Here is a 14,176-nt window from a genome sequence, read left to right on the forward strand (position 1 = left end):
AATGATCCGGAGACGCCATCGGCGTCTTCTCGCCAAAGCCAATCACGAGCTGAGGCCGATAGCGGCGAAACTCTTTGGCTAGCGCAACGCGGTGCTCGAAACAGTCGAATAAGCGGCGATTAGGCAGATCGAGCTGAATTCGCTTTTTGATTCCCAACACCTTTGCCGCGGCTTGCGATTCAAGCAGCCGAACTTCGGGACTGGGCGAGTTCGGTGTCGGCTCGCCATCGGTCAGATCGATGATCCCGACTCGATAACCTTTGTTGGCAAGTTTCGCCAGCGTTCCCCCACAAGCGATTTCGACATCGTCCGGATGGGCGCCGACCGCGATCAGGTCAAGCCGCTCAGGCAAGTCGATTTTTTGATCTTCCAACGCAAGATCTCCCTTCCAAATTTTCATGATTGCGATTCGATTGCCTGAACCCTCCAAGCCTTCGCAACGCAGTGTGCGGATTAGTCGGCCGAGAGACAACCTGGGTTTTGCCGATCGACAGAGCGTTTCGATGCGGACCCCAGATTCAAAAGAGGGTCGGCTCGGCAACACACCCCACCACAGCAATCAAGCCGGACCACCCAAAAACAGACACCTGCCGGCCAAGATGACGAAAAAAGCGGGTTAAAATACCCTGTTCCGAACCTCCGCACAGGTAGCAGTACGGAACTCAGCACAAATCACACTCCTACAACCCGATTGACCCTCACAAACTGCCTGGCCCCCGGGATCGATTCACAAATTCATTCAAGAAGCGATTAAGAAAGACGACTTAAATCCCAGAGTCGAACTAGTCTTTGGTGTGTCAGCGGGACGCAACGCGACACGATTCACAACCACCAGATACTAAGCGTCCCCCCGTGCGAGGCGGGGTCGGTCTTTCGAGATCGGCCTCGCCTTTTTTCGTTGGTAGATCGGTAGGGTGGGAAGCTCAAGCGAACGCTGGGGAAAAGATTTCCAATGTTTTTATTACATCACCGGATGCCTGACTTTGGCACGGTGCTAGCTTTGAAGAAGGTAGGGTGACGCCAATGGGGTCAAACGAACCGGTATGCTGAATCAGATTGCAACACCTGTAGCAAAATGCAACACATACAACCGTAAAGTTCGACACTCCAACGCGGCGAAACCCCGGTTTTTTCGTAGCAAAACGGAAACCTGGGAAATAGACTCTCTAGTGGGAGAGTGCTTTTCTGCCCTACTTTCCGCTATTCAGAACCAGAACACAGCAAAAACGCGTTTTCTGTCACTCGCGAAAGAGATAATCAGATGGGATTGCGACAAGTCGCACTATTCGTTCAACAATCCAGCCCCCGAAAGCTGGCGACCGGTCTGCTGCTAACGACAGCCATGTGGATTCCGACGGTATCCGCCGACGAACCCTCTAGCGATGGAGGTCAGGTTCGCGTGGCAAGTTACAAGATGCCATCGGGCGACGCGTACTTCGCGGCTTCGCTGCAACCGGCGGCGAGTGATTCGCTGTTGGATGCGGTTCGCAAAGCAGATGCCGATATTGTCGTCGTGGTCGACACGTCGGCGAGCCAAGTCGGCGAATACCGCCGCGATTCGATCGCCGCGATTCGCAGTGTGATCGAACAGATCCGCGCCGGCGACCGGGTTCGCTTGTTCGCTGCGGATATCAAAACAGCGGATTTGAGTGGCGACTTCGAATCGCCAAGCTCTTCGCTGACTCAGGACGCGATTGCGAAACTGGGGCAACGATTGCCGCTTGGCAACACCAACTTGATTACCGTCATCGACTCGATTCGTGCGACCTTGGTCGGCGAACCGGCTAGTCGAACTCGCAGTATCGTTTATATCGGGGATGGATCTTCGCTCGAAGCCAACGCGGAGAAGAAGCGTTTCGAAGCGTTAGTGGATGCATTGCGATCGGACCGCATTTCGGTTCACAGCATCGTGATCGGACCGACTGCGAACATCGAAGTGATGGGAATTTTGGCGAATCAAACCGGCGGTGTCCTCGGTGTCGTTGGCACAGCGGAAGACGCAAATTCGGTTGCCATCGCTCGCCACGTGGGCAAGTCGGCATCGATGTCGCCGATTTGGATTAGCGATGCCAAATTGACCGAAGGAATGAAATCGGTTCAACAAGACCGTTTGCCACCGCTTCGTCTGGACCGTGATTCGATTTTGTTGGGGCACATGAAGATGGCCTCCGGTGATGTTTCGTTCCAATTGATGGGCGAAACGACTGCGGCGAATGTCGCCATCCAAATTGATGGCGAGATCGAAACGAGTCATCCTGACTTTGCCTTTTTGCCAGGTTTGGTCGACGAGTCGGCCGCCAATCGAGGGCTGATGTTGGCCACGGCGGGATCGCCGATGCTGCGTCAAACCGCTCATGCATTGGCGACCCAAGCCGAAGACCTTGTTCGCGCCGGAAACATCGCGGTCAAGCAAGGCAACATGCGTGGAGCCAAGGCGATTGCTGAAAAAGCACTCAAAGCCGACCCCAATAATCCTGAAGCCAAAGCGATCGAAACGGTCACCGAAGAAGCGAACACACTGATCATTCAGAACCCCGCCGATTCGCCGTTTGATGACCTTTTTGGCGGCGGTGACGCTCCGATGGAAGAGGGCGGCGACGTTTTTGGAAGCGACCCTGCACCTGCTGCCGATGACGATGTGTTTGGCAACAACGATGCGGCCGCCACAGTGGAAAACGATCCAATGGACATCCAGGACACGCCTCCAGCGGCGGCTCCTGCCGCGGCTCCACGCCAACCCGCACCTCGAGTCGCTCAGCCTCGCAACGCAGCGCCGATGCGAGACAACAATTTCTTTGGACCGGCCGTCGGCGATGACGAATTGCTCGAAACGGGCGGTGCGTTGCTGGATCAAGTCGAAGCCGAACAATCGCTTGCCGAAGGGCGTCTGCGTGCCGAGGTCAGCTCTCAGCTACGGGCAGCTCGTCGTCAATTGATCAACGATCCACAAGGGGTTTCCGGATCGCTGAAATCGCTGCTCGGCAGAATCGAGATGACAGCAAACGTCAGCCCCGATGTCCGCAAAGAGTTGATGGGTCAAGTTCGCTCGGCGATCCAACTTGCCAGCAGCAAAGAAGCTCGCTTCTTGGATGCTCAAGCCAACCTTGAACAACAGGCCAAAGGCGCAAACGCGATGACCCGTTTGCTCGAGGAAACCTTCCGGAACGAACAGTCGCTCAAGACATTGTCCGAGCAAATGAATGCTTTGATCGGCGAAGGCCGTTACGAGGAAGCGGACGGCGAAGTCTCGATTCCGTTTGCTCGTCTAGCCGGAGATACGATCACACGTGACTCGACCGCCGGACGTCAATTCATTGACTATCCGTTGTGGCTACAAACCTACGCTCGCGATCGTCGTTACACCGAGATGCGGGATCGCAACTTTGTCGATGCCTTCTCGTTGGTGCTTAAAGCGGCGATTCCGTTTGTGGATGAGCCACCCGTCGTTTGGCCCGAAGCCGATGCATGGCAAAAGCTCAGCCGACGCCGCATCGAGCGATACGGTGCGATCGAATTGGTTGGCGACAACGATACCGAGCGCCGGATTCAAGCTTCGCTCAGTGACGAAACCAGCCAGATCTTTGTGGAAACTCCGCTTGAAGAAGCCATTCAAAAAATCGCGACGGACCATGACATTCCGATCGTCGTTGATCGACGTGCGTTGGAAGAAATTGGTCTAACCGCCGACAGCCCTGTCACGATTGAACTGAAAAACGTTTCGCTTCGTTCTTTCATGCGGCTGATGCTTCGCGAACTCGACTTGACCTACATGATCAAGGACGAGGTGATGCAGATCACCACCCAAGAAGCGGCCGAAGAAAACCTCGTGACCAAGGTTTACCCCGTTGGTGACCTCGTCGTTCCCGTCATGCAACTCGGTGGCGGCGGCATGGGCGGCGGCATGGGCGGCGGCATGGGTGGCGGCATGGGTGGCGGCATGGGCGGCGGTATGGGCGGCGGCATGGGCGGCGGCATGGGGGGTATGGGCGGCGGCATGGGCGGCATGGGAGGCGGCGGTATGTTCGCAGTTCCCGATGACGTGTCGTTGCAAAACAAAACCACCGCGTCCCCTTCAGCAACTAACGCTGAAAACGCGACTCCCCCATCCGTTGCAAAACCCGCCAAGAAAACGCTGTCACGTTTTGACATCAAGCCGATCCGAATTCAGGTCGCCGAGGGTCAATCCAAAGCGGAAGCCTGGGACCAATTTTTCTCGACCGTCGAAATTGATTCTGCCGAAGACCTCACTCGCTTGGATCAACGTGTTCGCGAAACGGTCGGCGAGTGGTCAACCAAGGCCTTGAAATTCCAAGAGAGCGGAAAGACCGAGCAAACGGTCGCCTGTTTTGCCGAGATGCGAGAAGCCATCGCCGCAGCGATGCGAGCGGGACATGTCCAAACTTGGATGTATCAAGCCTATGCGATCGCACTCAAAGCAACGAACGCTCCGAAAGAGGAGATCGAACGCACCCTGCTTTCGGCAGTCGATTTTGCCGAGACCCCCGAAGAGGTCTTGCATGTGGCCGCACGACTTGAAGAGGTCGGCTCGGGAGCAGCGGCACTCGAATTGTGCCAAAAGATTTCCGCACTCGATCCTTATCGACGCGAACCATACTTGATGGGGCTTCGCATCGCTCAACAACTCAATGACGTTGACGCATTGTCGTGGGCATGCAGTGGGGTATTGAGCCAAGCGTGGCCCGAAAAATTCCAACCGATCGTCGAACAAGCTCGCTTGGTCGCGCGTGCGACCCACAGCGAATTGATTGCCGAAGGCCGAACCGACGAAGCTCAGAAGTTCAGCGAATCGCTGCGATTGGCCGCTTCCCATGACGCCATCGTCCGTGTTTCGTGGACTGGCGATGCGGATCTTGATTTAGCGGTCGAAGAACCATCGGGAACGATTTGTGCCATCGATAGTCCGTCGTCCGCGGGCGGTGGAACGCTGTTGGGCGATTCATTCCCCGGCCGTGGTGACGATGAACTGGGGACCGTTTCGGAAACCTACCTGTGTCCAAAAGGTTTTACTGGAAAATATCGATTGCTGATTCGCCGAGTCTGGGGAGACGTTTCCACTGGCAATGCGACGGTTGAAATCATCACGGACGTCGGACGTCCAAGCCAACGCTTCATTCGCGAAGAAATTCCGATTGGCGTTCAGGATGCGATGGTCGTCTTTGAAGTCAAAGATGGGCAACGCAAAGAGGATGTTGCTGCGGCTCAGCTCGCTCATCTGCGGGACGTTCAACGTGATATGAATCATCAAGCGCTCGCTCAATTTGCTGGCGATGGACCTGACGCAGCCCAAGTTTTGCAAAACTTGTTCAATGACGTGCAGTCATTGACCGGCGGCAGCGTGGGTGGCGGTGGCGTCATAGGAGGTGGTGGCAACCTGGGTGGCCTAGGTCGTTTCAATCGTGGCGCGGTCGGTTTCCGACCTGAAATCACCCAGCTTCCCGAGGGTGCTTCGGTTTCGGGACTCGCAATCATCTCGGCAGATCGTCGTTACGTGCGAATTAGCCCCGTGCCCACCTTCTCGCAAGTCGGTGACGTGCGAACGTTTAACTTCGTCGATGGCGAAGGCGGAACCGATGCTGGCGGCGGGGTCGGTGGTGGCCTCGGTGGTGGCGGTTTCCAATAGGAAGCAAGCTAAGGTTGACAGCGAATGCCCAACGTTTCTAACGTTGGGCATCATTGCTTTGAATACCTCCAACTTAGCGGTCTTGCCACGTCAGGACGATGGATCGGAATGCCGCAATTGCTCGCAACGGAATGCGTGACCCACGACTTTCGCACCCACAGGGATGCGAAATCGGCCGCCGCGCGCTCTTTCGCGTTGAGTTTTCTTGCGACGAATCGGCTCATCAACGCTCACGGCGTGTGCCTTCTTTTCTTGCTAACGCTGCTGGGTTTCGGGGCGGGGTGCACGTCCACCCGTTACGTTTCGAACCGTTCAATTCGCGAAAACCCGCTCGCCACCAATCTAAAATTGGTGACATTCCGCGGCCCTGAGATCAGCGAGCGAACGTGGCACACGTTGAATCGGTTTGGGTTGGAAGACCAATATGCGGCCGATCACAACAAATGCTTTGTCAAAATCCGGCAAGCGATCAACGAGTCGCCTGACTCCGAATTAGTGTACGCCCTAAGCGAACTTTCGTACGTCGAGGGCAAAAAGGCGGAGCGCAGCGGTGATCTGCTGCACGCGCTGAATCACTACGGAATTGCGTTAACGAATTCCTACGATTACCTGTTCAGCGACGATCTGCAAATCACTCGCAACGCATTTGATCCTCAATTCCGTGCGGCGTGCGATCTGTACAACGAATCGCTCGAAGACACGCTGCGAATCCTGTGCAGCGAACATCGCATCGAACCTGGCAGCACGTACACGATTTCCACTCCGGATCGCGAATTCATCGTCCGCACCGAAATGCGAGGCAAATGGAAACCGGAGGAGTTTGACCGTTACGAGTTTGTCAGCGACTTTGATATCGAGACGCTCAACAATCGGCACACCACCTACGGGCTAGGCGTTCCGCTGATCGCGGTGCGAAAACCCGCCAACAAAAACGATTCGCGGGAACGCTATTACCCGTCGGGGCTGAGCTATGCTGTTTCGGCAATGATGCGTTGCTCCGCTGGCACGTCAGAATCTGGCACATCGGGCAAACGCGCGGGCGAATCGACGACCTGCGTGCTCGAATTCTTTGATCCGCTGGAAGCCAACCAAATCGAAATCGCCAACCAGTGGGTCCCGCTGGAAACCGATCTGACGACACCGCTGGCCTATTTCCTCGACAGTCCTGAATTTCGCAAACGCAATCACGCGACCGAAGGCTTGCTTGATCCCGATGGTTCTCAAGAACGGCGAGGCATCTATATGCTCGAACCGTACGACCCCGATCGCATCCCGGTTTTGATGGTGCATGGACTGTGGTCAAGTCCGCTGACATGGATGGACATGTTTAATGACCTCCGCAGCTTTCCCGAGATCCGCGAGCGATACCAATTCTGGTTCTACCTCTATCCATCCGGCCAACCTTTTTGGATTAGTGCGCAGCAACTGCGTGCCGACTTAGCAGCCATGCGAGGTTCGTTTGATCCCAGTCATCGCGACCAAGCGGTCGACAACATGGTGTTGGTCGGGCATAGCATGGGCGGACTCGTTAGCCGTTTGCAGACGATGGATAGTGGTGACGATTTTTGGAAGATCGTTAGCGACCAGCCTGCGGACAAGTTGAAAGGCGCGCAAGAGGACCGCGTCAAGTTGGTCAGCACGCTCTACTTCAAACCCAATCAGTCGGTGGGGCGTGTGATCACGATTGGAACCCCGCACCGCGGCAGCGATTTTTCCAACGATTACACGCAGTGGTTGGCCCGCAAATTCATCAAACTGCCTCAGATGTTCGTCTCGACAGGCCAGCGTTTGACACGTGAAAACCCCGACTTTTTTCGCGATACGAAGCTGTTAACCGCCGTCAATGCCGTCGACTCGCTATCGCCAAAATCACCGATCTTCCCCGTCATGTTGCGTGCAAAGAAGTCGCCGAACGTCAAATTTCACAACATCATCGGTGTCTTAGAAAAACCGCCGCTGTTTGGTCCCAAGTCTCGTAAAAATGATGGTGTCGTGGAATACGCCAGTGCTCATATGGACGACGTGGAAAGCGAAATCACGGTCGATGCCGAGCACACTCACATTCATATGACGGGAAAAGCGATTTTCGAAGTTCGCCGTATCTTGCTCGAACATCTTCAAGATATCGATGCCCATGATCGCATTGCCACGGGCCCAAGCGAACCGTCTGTGCATGCCGCGGACGCCTATCGACGTTAACTGGCTGAGTCCCACCGCGGGCCCTTTTGCCGGATCGGCACCTCGGCTCATTGAGCGATCCCCACATTCACATCGGTTGGCAAGAACGCCGCCAGGGGCGCCGCGTTTTTACGCACGGTATTACCGCTGACGGGCACTCGAGTCATATAGACTTGGCCTGACAACGCTCCCACACGATTAGCCGCCGCGACGGAAGTTTTCGCGGTGGCGGGCTTATTTGCAACAGGCTTTTCTGCAGCGGGCTTTTCTGCAGATTGATCACGTCGTTGGGCAACGTGCTTTTTTGAGCGGCCGGTGACCGTGGTGGGGTGAGCGAAGGCTTCTTCCCGATCACTCAACGAGTTCTCGTCGACTTCGTGCGTTTGATCCAACGCTTCCAATTCAGCACGAATCACTCGAATGTCGCGTGGAGCTTCGATGCCGATTCGCACCGTGTTTCCTTGGACTCGAACCAGGGTGATGGTGATGTCGTTGCCGATTTGAATCTTTTCGTCAAGTTTGCGAGTTAAAACCAACATGGCAGTGTCCTTTGCGTTTGTATTCGTCGTCGAGATAAAAGTGGGTTGCTGCCGTTCCGTGTCCTAAGCAGATCCGTCTTGGCAACGAAAAAGGGATATTGCACGAGCTGTGCCAAAACTTAAAAAAAACACCCCATCTAAACACAAACCGTTTACCTAAAACAACTTAGAGAAACCCAAAGCAGTTTCGCCGCAACTTGTGGTGGCGATGCTTGGGTAGGAATTACAAATCGTTTGTAGATCAGATCGCGTGCAATCCACCCTCGATTGGACAGCCCCGGCAGCAAAACTTTTCGTCTTGAGTCGAAATAGGAATTTTTCCTATGTTGGGCTCGAAGGCACTATCGCTTGAGAATGCAGTTGTGTGCTGCTCACGTTTTATTTCTCGGCGACGTCAACGATCACAGTCGGTTCAAAGGAGTGACCGCCATGCCTCTAACATCCCATCAACTCAAGCAGTGGATGAGTTCGCTGCTTCGCGTCGGCCTCTACCTGACCCTATTGCTGAGCATCACCCCGACATTGATTAGCCATCCCCTGGCGGCTCAGGACACGGCGAACGATGTCGTCGCGGTCGTCAATGCGGATCCGATCACTCGCAAAACACTTAACGAAGAATCGTTGCGCCGCTATGGCAAAGACGTTCTCGAAAACATGGTCAACCGCCATTTGATTTTGCAGGCGTGTAAAACGCACGGAATCGAGGTGACGTCGACGGAAGTTCGCGAAGAGATCAATCGCATTGCCTCCAAGTTTGGGCTATCCATGCAAGCTTACTTGCAATTGTTGCAGGAAGAACGCGATATCCAACCCGATCAATACAGTCGCGAAATCGTGTGGCCGATGTTGGCGCTTCGTCGCTTGGTTGCCGATCGCGTGCAAGTGACTGACGAAGAATTCAATAAGGCATTCATTGCGCAATTTGGCGAAGCGGTAAAATGTCGTCTGATCATGATGGCAAGCAAATCCGACGCTGAATTGTTGCGTCAAAAAGCGGTTGCCGCTCCCGATCAATTTGCCGCGCTGGCCAAAGAACGCAGCGAAGACGAAGCGAGTGCAAGTGTGGGGGGGCTAATTCCTCCGATTCGCCGTTACACCGGTGACACTCGCTTGGAAGAAGCGGCGTTCGCTTTGCAAGACAACGAAATTTCACCTGTATTGCAACTCGGTGATCAATGGATTTTCCTGCAAGCGGTACGTCGTCTACCTGCGACCACGCCTTCGCCTCAAGCGATGCCAAGTATCCGGGCTCAAATCAACGACCGCATTCGTGATGAAAAAATGCGAGGTGCTGCAACGGATCTGTTTGCTCAACTGCAAGCCGAAGCTCAAGTGGTCACGGTTTTAGGCGATGCCGAGAAATCCCAGCAATATCCTGGCGTGGCAGCGATCATCAATGGCCAACAGGTAAGCTTAGCGGCGGTTGCAGCGGAATGCACCAAACGTCACGGAAGCGAAGTGCTCGAAGGGGAAATCAATCGCAAATTGCTCGCCCAAGCCCTCAAGAAAGCCAACAAACAGGTCGGCGACGTCGATCTACAACAAGAGATCCAACGCGCAGCGACTAGTTTTGGTTTCGTCACCGCCGATGGCCAACCTGACGTCAAAGCTTGGTTGCAATCGGTGACATCTGATGGAACGACCACTCAAGACCTATATGTTCGCGATGCGGTATGGCCGAGCGTGGCACTGAAAAAGCTTGTCGAAGACTCTGTTTCGCTCAATGAACAAGACATTCAGCAAGGATTCGAATCATCCTACGGACCTCGTGTCGAAGTCCTAGCGATTGTGTTAGCGGATCAACGCAGTGCCCAAAAAGTGTGGGAAATGGCGCGTGACAACCCGAACGAAGCCTTCTTTGGAAAATTGGCGGAACAGTACAGCATTGAACCGGTTTCCGCGAGCAACATGGGCAAAGTCCCTCCGATTCGCAAACATGGCGGTCAACTCGCGATCGAACGCGAAGCGTTTGCGATGAAACCAGGTGATCTCAGCGGCATTGTCGTCACCGGTGACAAATACATCATCATGCGATGCCAGGGTTACACCGAACCGGTCGTCAAACAACTCGGCGACGTCCGCACCGAATTGGTACGAGATTTGTCAGAGAAGAAGCTGAACTTGGCGATGACCGTCCGCTTCGATGAACTGAAGTCGTCGGCAGAGATCGACAATTTCTTTGCTGCGGCCAAAGAACTACCTAAGATGGCAAAAGTGCCTCAAGCTGAAAAGAAATAGTGCCGTTCGACGACAGAGCGTCGCGAAAAAAGAGACAAACACGCCTGTGAAAAACAAGCGTCAATCGAAGCCCCGCCGTCATGGTGGGGCTTTTTTTATGGATTCAGAGCAACTGCAAGCCGCAGAAAAAGGCCTAGACTCCACTCTTTTGGCTTCAGCTTGCCTCATTTCTTGGTGCAACGAACCGATAACCCCTGGGCGATTGCCGGTGTCTGGTCGACAATACCTCTAAACCACCCCGGACGGTCCGCCGGACCTTCCACTTGGTTTTGATTTTCCGATCCGACCATACCTTTTGGCTTGAATGACATGAGTCAACCTTTTGACGCTGATACGCCCAACATTGATGCTCCCGCAATTGCACCGTTGACGACCGATCCTGTTCCGGAACCGTTTGAGGTGAAATTTGCCTCCCGCGTCGACCGACTTCCTCCCTACATGTTCGGGCGAATCAACAATTCGCTCTATCAAAAACGACGTGCGGGCGATGACGTGATCGATCTTGGCATGGGCAATCCGTCCGATCCGCCGGACCCGACCGTGATCCAAAAACTGCATGACGCCGCCTCGGATCCCGGCAACCACGGTTACAGCAAGTCCAATGGGATTGCGAATTTACGCAAAGAAGTTGCGAGCAAGTACAACCGTCAATACGGCGTGCGGCTTGACCCTGACTCGGAAATCATCGCCTGTCTCGACAGCAAAGAGGGCTTTTCGCATATGTGTTTGGCGCTGATGGGACCGGGTGACACCGCCATGATCCCCTCGCCTTATTTTCCCGTCCACATGTACGGCGTCATTTTGGCGAGCGGCAACGTTGTCGCGTTGGACGTGGCTGATCCCGATCGCTTTTTGCGCAACGTCGCGTATACCTGCGAACACATGGCCCCCAAGCCCAAAGTTTTGATCGTCAATTACCCACACAATCCCTCGTCGGCGGTGATTGAGCCTGATTTCTTTGTCGAAGTCGTGCGGCTGGCCAAGAAATACAAGTTCATGGTCATTCACGACTTTGCTTACGCCGACGTCGCGTTTGACGGCTATCAACCGCCGAGTTTCTTGAGTGCTCCGGGGGCCAAGGACGTGGGCGTCGAGTTCACCACCATGAGCAAGGGCTACAACATGGCGGGTTGGCGAGTCGGATTCTGTGCCGGAAATTCTGAAATGATCCGAGGACTCGGAACCATCAAGGGCTACTACGACTACGGAATGTTCCAAGCCATTCAAATCGCGGCCATCGTAGCGCTGCGAGAAACCGAGGCGAGCGTCGAGAAACAATCGATGATCTATCAAGGGCGTCGCGATGTGCTGGTCAGCGGACTGAGACGACTGGGATGGAACCTAACGCCGCCCAAGGCCGGTATGTTCGTCTGGGCAGAGGTCCCTGAACCTTGGAAAAGCAAGATGAGCACGATGGACTTTGCCATGAAATTGCTCGAAGAGGGTAACGTCGCGGTCAGCCCTGGAAGCGGATTCGGCAACGCTGGTGAAGGCTTTTTGCGGATGTCACTGGTTGAAAACGAGCAGCGGCTCCGTCAAGCGGTTCGCCAGATCGCGAAATGTCTATCGACTTCAGGGGCCCCCACCTCGAACGCTGCGACTTAACGCTGCAGCGGTATCAAGTCGTCAATTTGCGAGAACGAGCGGGTGCAAATTCCCGCACACGGGACATCGATGGGGTATCCTGGTTTGGTTATTACCCACCAAACCAGGAACCCCACTATGCCACATCGATTTGTTGCCTCGTTGGCAACCCTTCTCTTTTTCTTCGTGACCCTATCGGCCCGCCCCCACTCTGCTTCCGCAGCGGAGACGTCAATCCAACATCGCGTGCTGATTCAAGGCAACGGCAAACTTGCCGTTGTCGAGCCCGACGGGCAAATCAGCTGGGAAATGCCATGGGGTGGCATTCATGATTTGCACGTTTTGCCCAACGGCAACTACTTGACACTCAAAGACACCGACAAGGTGGTCGAGATCAATCCCAAAACGAAGCAAATCGTTTGGCAGTACAACGCCGGCAAATCCAACGGCAATCAGGGCAAACGCATCGAAATTCATGCGGCTCAAATGGTCGCTCCCGATCGAATCATGGTGGCCGAATCCGGCCCCGCTCGCATTATCGAGATCGATCGTGAGGGAAATCTGCTCAAGACAATTCCGCTCGTTGTCGACCATCCCAATCCGCATACCGATACTCGACTCGTTCGCCGACTCGAGAACGGAAATTACTTGGTGGCTCACGAAGCCGATGGAACAGCACGCGAATACGATGGCGATACCGGCAAGGTCATTTGGGAATACAAGGTTCCGATGTTTGCTAAGCAGGCTAAAGGGGGGCACGGTCCCGAGGCATTTGGCAATCGCTTGTTTGCGGCGATCCGTCGCCCCAACGGAAATACCTTGATTGCCACCGGCAATGGGCACAGCGTGATTGAGGTGACGCCCGAGAAAGAAATCGTGTGGCAGATCCACCAAAACGATTTGCCGTCGATTCGCTTGGCTTGGGTTACCACGCTCGAGTTACTTGAGAACGGCAACATCGTGCTTGGAAATTGCCATGCGGGCCCGAACCAACCTCAGCTCGTTGAGGTCGACCGCGCGACGAAGCAGATCGTCTGGACATTTCAGCGTTTTGGAGATTTTGGCAACAACGTCTCAAACACGTTGCTGTTGGACCAGAATTCAACAAGCACGCGGTAGAGAAAACGACACACGCGCGTCGCGGTGCTGGTGATTGCCAAGCAACGCAGGACACAAACCGATGCCGTCAAACCAAAATGTCCGCGTCAGCGGGGAAAAACCGCAATGTGAAGAGATGCCAGTTTTAGCGGTAATACCGCAGTCAAACGACAGTCTGATGATGACAGCATGAAGAAGACGAAAAGAATTCTACGGAAAACGGTAAAAGGCTATTGCCATCATCAGCAAAGCCCTATATCTTCCCGCCTCACTTGAAACGTGACACGCAGCAACGCGAGTCACAGGGACAAAAAAGCCTCCGGGCCAACGGTTCAAATTCAAGTGAAAATCAAAAGAAGTCTTCAACAACTTTTTTTGAAAACTGCGGTTGACTGGCCGCTTCAAGACTCTAAGATACCGAGCCTTGAACGAAAGCAAACCTAGCACGGCAAACACTTTAAGTGATTCCTGCAAAGCAAACTTTCACTCAGTAAGTTTTGTGAAAACAAAATGAAAAACTGCTCTTGTGAGCCGAGCGTCAAGACGCTAAGCTTCGCCGGAGACAAGCCCGCCAGTCGGGCACATAGATCTTTGACAATTTGGTGATGATTATTCTGTTGAGTTCAGCAGTGCGAGGTTGCTCTTTGTGCTTGTTAACAGAAGCTTCGGCTTTGTTGCAAGTGTAAAAACAAATGGCGAATCGCTGAGGGTCTTTACCGAGGCCCTCAGAGCAGAATCAGCTTTCGGTTTAATTTGCTTTCTCCCGGTCAGCTTGCTGACTGGTGAATCAATACAAAATTGAAGGGTTTGATCCTGGCTCAGAATGAACGTTGGCGGCGTGGATTAGGCATGCAAGTCGTACGAGAACTCCAATTAGCTTGCTAAGAGGAGGGACAGT

General features: G+C 54.2%; 7 protein-coding genes. 5 read left to right on the forward strand and 2 right to left on the reverse strand.

Features of this window, described 5'->3' with window-relative positions:
* A partial coding sequence (locus tag ABX962_RS14770) for a PIG-L family deacetylase (protein WP_372720673.1) occupies nucleotides 1-400 on the reverse strand: 400 nt, incomplete at its 3' end.
* An 861-nt stretch (nucleotides 401-1,261) separates the two neighbouring features.
* Here ABX962_RS14770 and ABX962_RS14775 point away from each other — a divergent pair.
* Both ABX962_RS14775 and ABX962_RS14780 read left to right on the forward strand, forming a co-directional pair.
* Complete coding sequence (locus tag ABX962_RS14775) at nucleotides 1,262-5,641, forward strand: hypothetical protein (RefSeq protein WP_372720675.1); 4,380 nt, start codon at nucleotides 1,262-1,264, stop codon at nucleotides 5,639-5,641.
* A 351-nt stretch (nucleotides 5,642-5,992) separates the two neighbouring features.
* Nucleotides 5,993-7,840: an alpha/beta fold hydrolase gene (locus ABX962_RS14780; RefSeq protein ID WP_372720677.1), complete on the forward strand. Its 1,848-nt coding sequence runs from the start codon at nucleotides 5,993-5,995 to the stop codon at nucleotides 7,838-7,840.
* A 47-nt stretch (nucleotides 7,841-7,887) separates the two neighbouring features.
* On the opposite strand, the gene ABX962_RS14785 is transcribed toward ABX962_RS14780, so the two are convergent.
* Nucleotides 7,888-8,358: a carbon storage regulator gene (locus tag ABX962_RS14785; RefSeq protein WP_372720679.1), complete on the reverse strand. Its 471-nt coding sequence runs from the start codon at nucleotides 8,356-8,358 to the stop codon at nucleotides 7,888-7,890.
* A gap of 429 nt (nucleotides 8,359-8,787) precedes the next feature.
* Here ABX962_RS14785 and ABX962_RS14790 point away from each other — a divergent pair, with 429 nt between their 5' ends.
* The 3 genes from ABX962_RS14790 to ABX962_RS14800 all read left to right on the forward strand — a co-directional run bounded on the left by ABX962_RS14790 (nucleotide 8,788) and on the right by ABX962_RS14800 (nucleotide 13,299).
* On the forward strand, nucleotides 8,788-10,596 hold the full coding sequence (locus ABX962_RS14790) for a peptidylprolyl isomerase (RefSeq protein WP_372720681.1): 1,809 nt from the start codon (nucleotides 8,788-8,790) through the stop codon (nucleotides 10,594-10,596).
* 309 nt (nucleotides 10,597-10,905) lie between these two features.
* Nucleotides 10,906-12,201 carry an aminotransferase class I/II-fold pyridoxal phosphate-dependent enzyme gene (locus ABX962_RS14795; RefSeq protein WP_372720683.1) on the forward strand — a complete coding sequence of 432 codons (1,296 nt, stop codon included), beginning with the start codon at nucleotides 10,906-10,908 and terminating at the stop codon, nucleotides 12,199-12,201.
* Between the two features lie 117 nt (nucleotides 12,202-12,318).
* Nucleotides 12,319-13,299 carry a PQQ-binding-like beta-propeller repeat protein gene (locus tag ABX962_RS14800; RefSeq protein ID WP_372720685.1) on the forward strand — a complete coding sequence of 327 codons (981 nt, stop codon included), beginning with the start codon at nucleotides 12,319-12,321 and terminating at the stop codon, nucleotides 13,297-13,299.
* Nucleotides 13,300-14,176: the final 877 nt, after the last annotated feature.

The organism is Novipirellula sp. (assembly GCF_041583735.1).
Classification (GTDB): Bacteria; Planctomycetota; Planctomycetia; order Pirellulales; family Pirellulaceae; genus Novipirellula.

Excerpts from the sequence above, each read along its gene's own strand:
- ABX962_RS14775 (WP_372720675.1), top strand. The coding sequence starts at position 1,262 with ATGGGATTGCGACAAGTCGCACTATTCGTTCAACAATCCAGCCCCCGA.
- ABX962_RS14785 (WP_372720679.1), bottom strand. The coding sequence starts at position 8,358 with ATGTTGGTTTTAACTCGCAAACTTGACGAAAAGATTCAAATCGGCAAC.
- ABX962_RS14790 (WP_372720681.1), top strand. The coding sequence starts at position 8,788 with ATGCCTCTAACATCCCATCAACTCAAGCAGTGGATGAGTTCGCTGCTT.
- ABX962_RS14795 (WP_372720683.1), top strand. The coding sequence starts at position 10,906 with ATGAGTCAACCTTTTGACGCTGATACGCCCAACATTGATGCTCCCGCA.
- ABX962_RS14800 (WP_372720685.1), top strand. The coding sequence starts at position 12,319 with ATGCCACATCGATTTGTTGCCTCGTTGGCAACCCTTCTCTTTTTCTTC.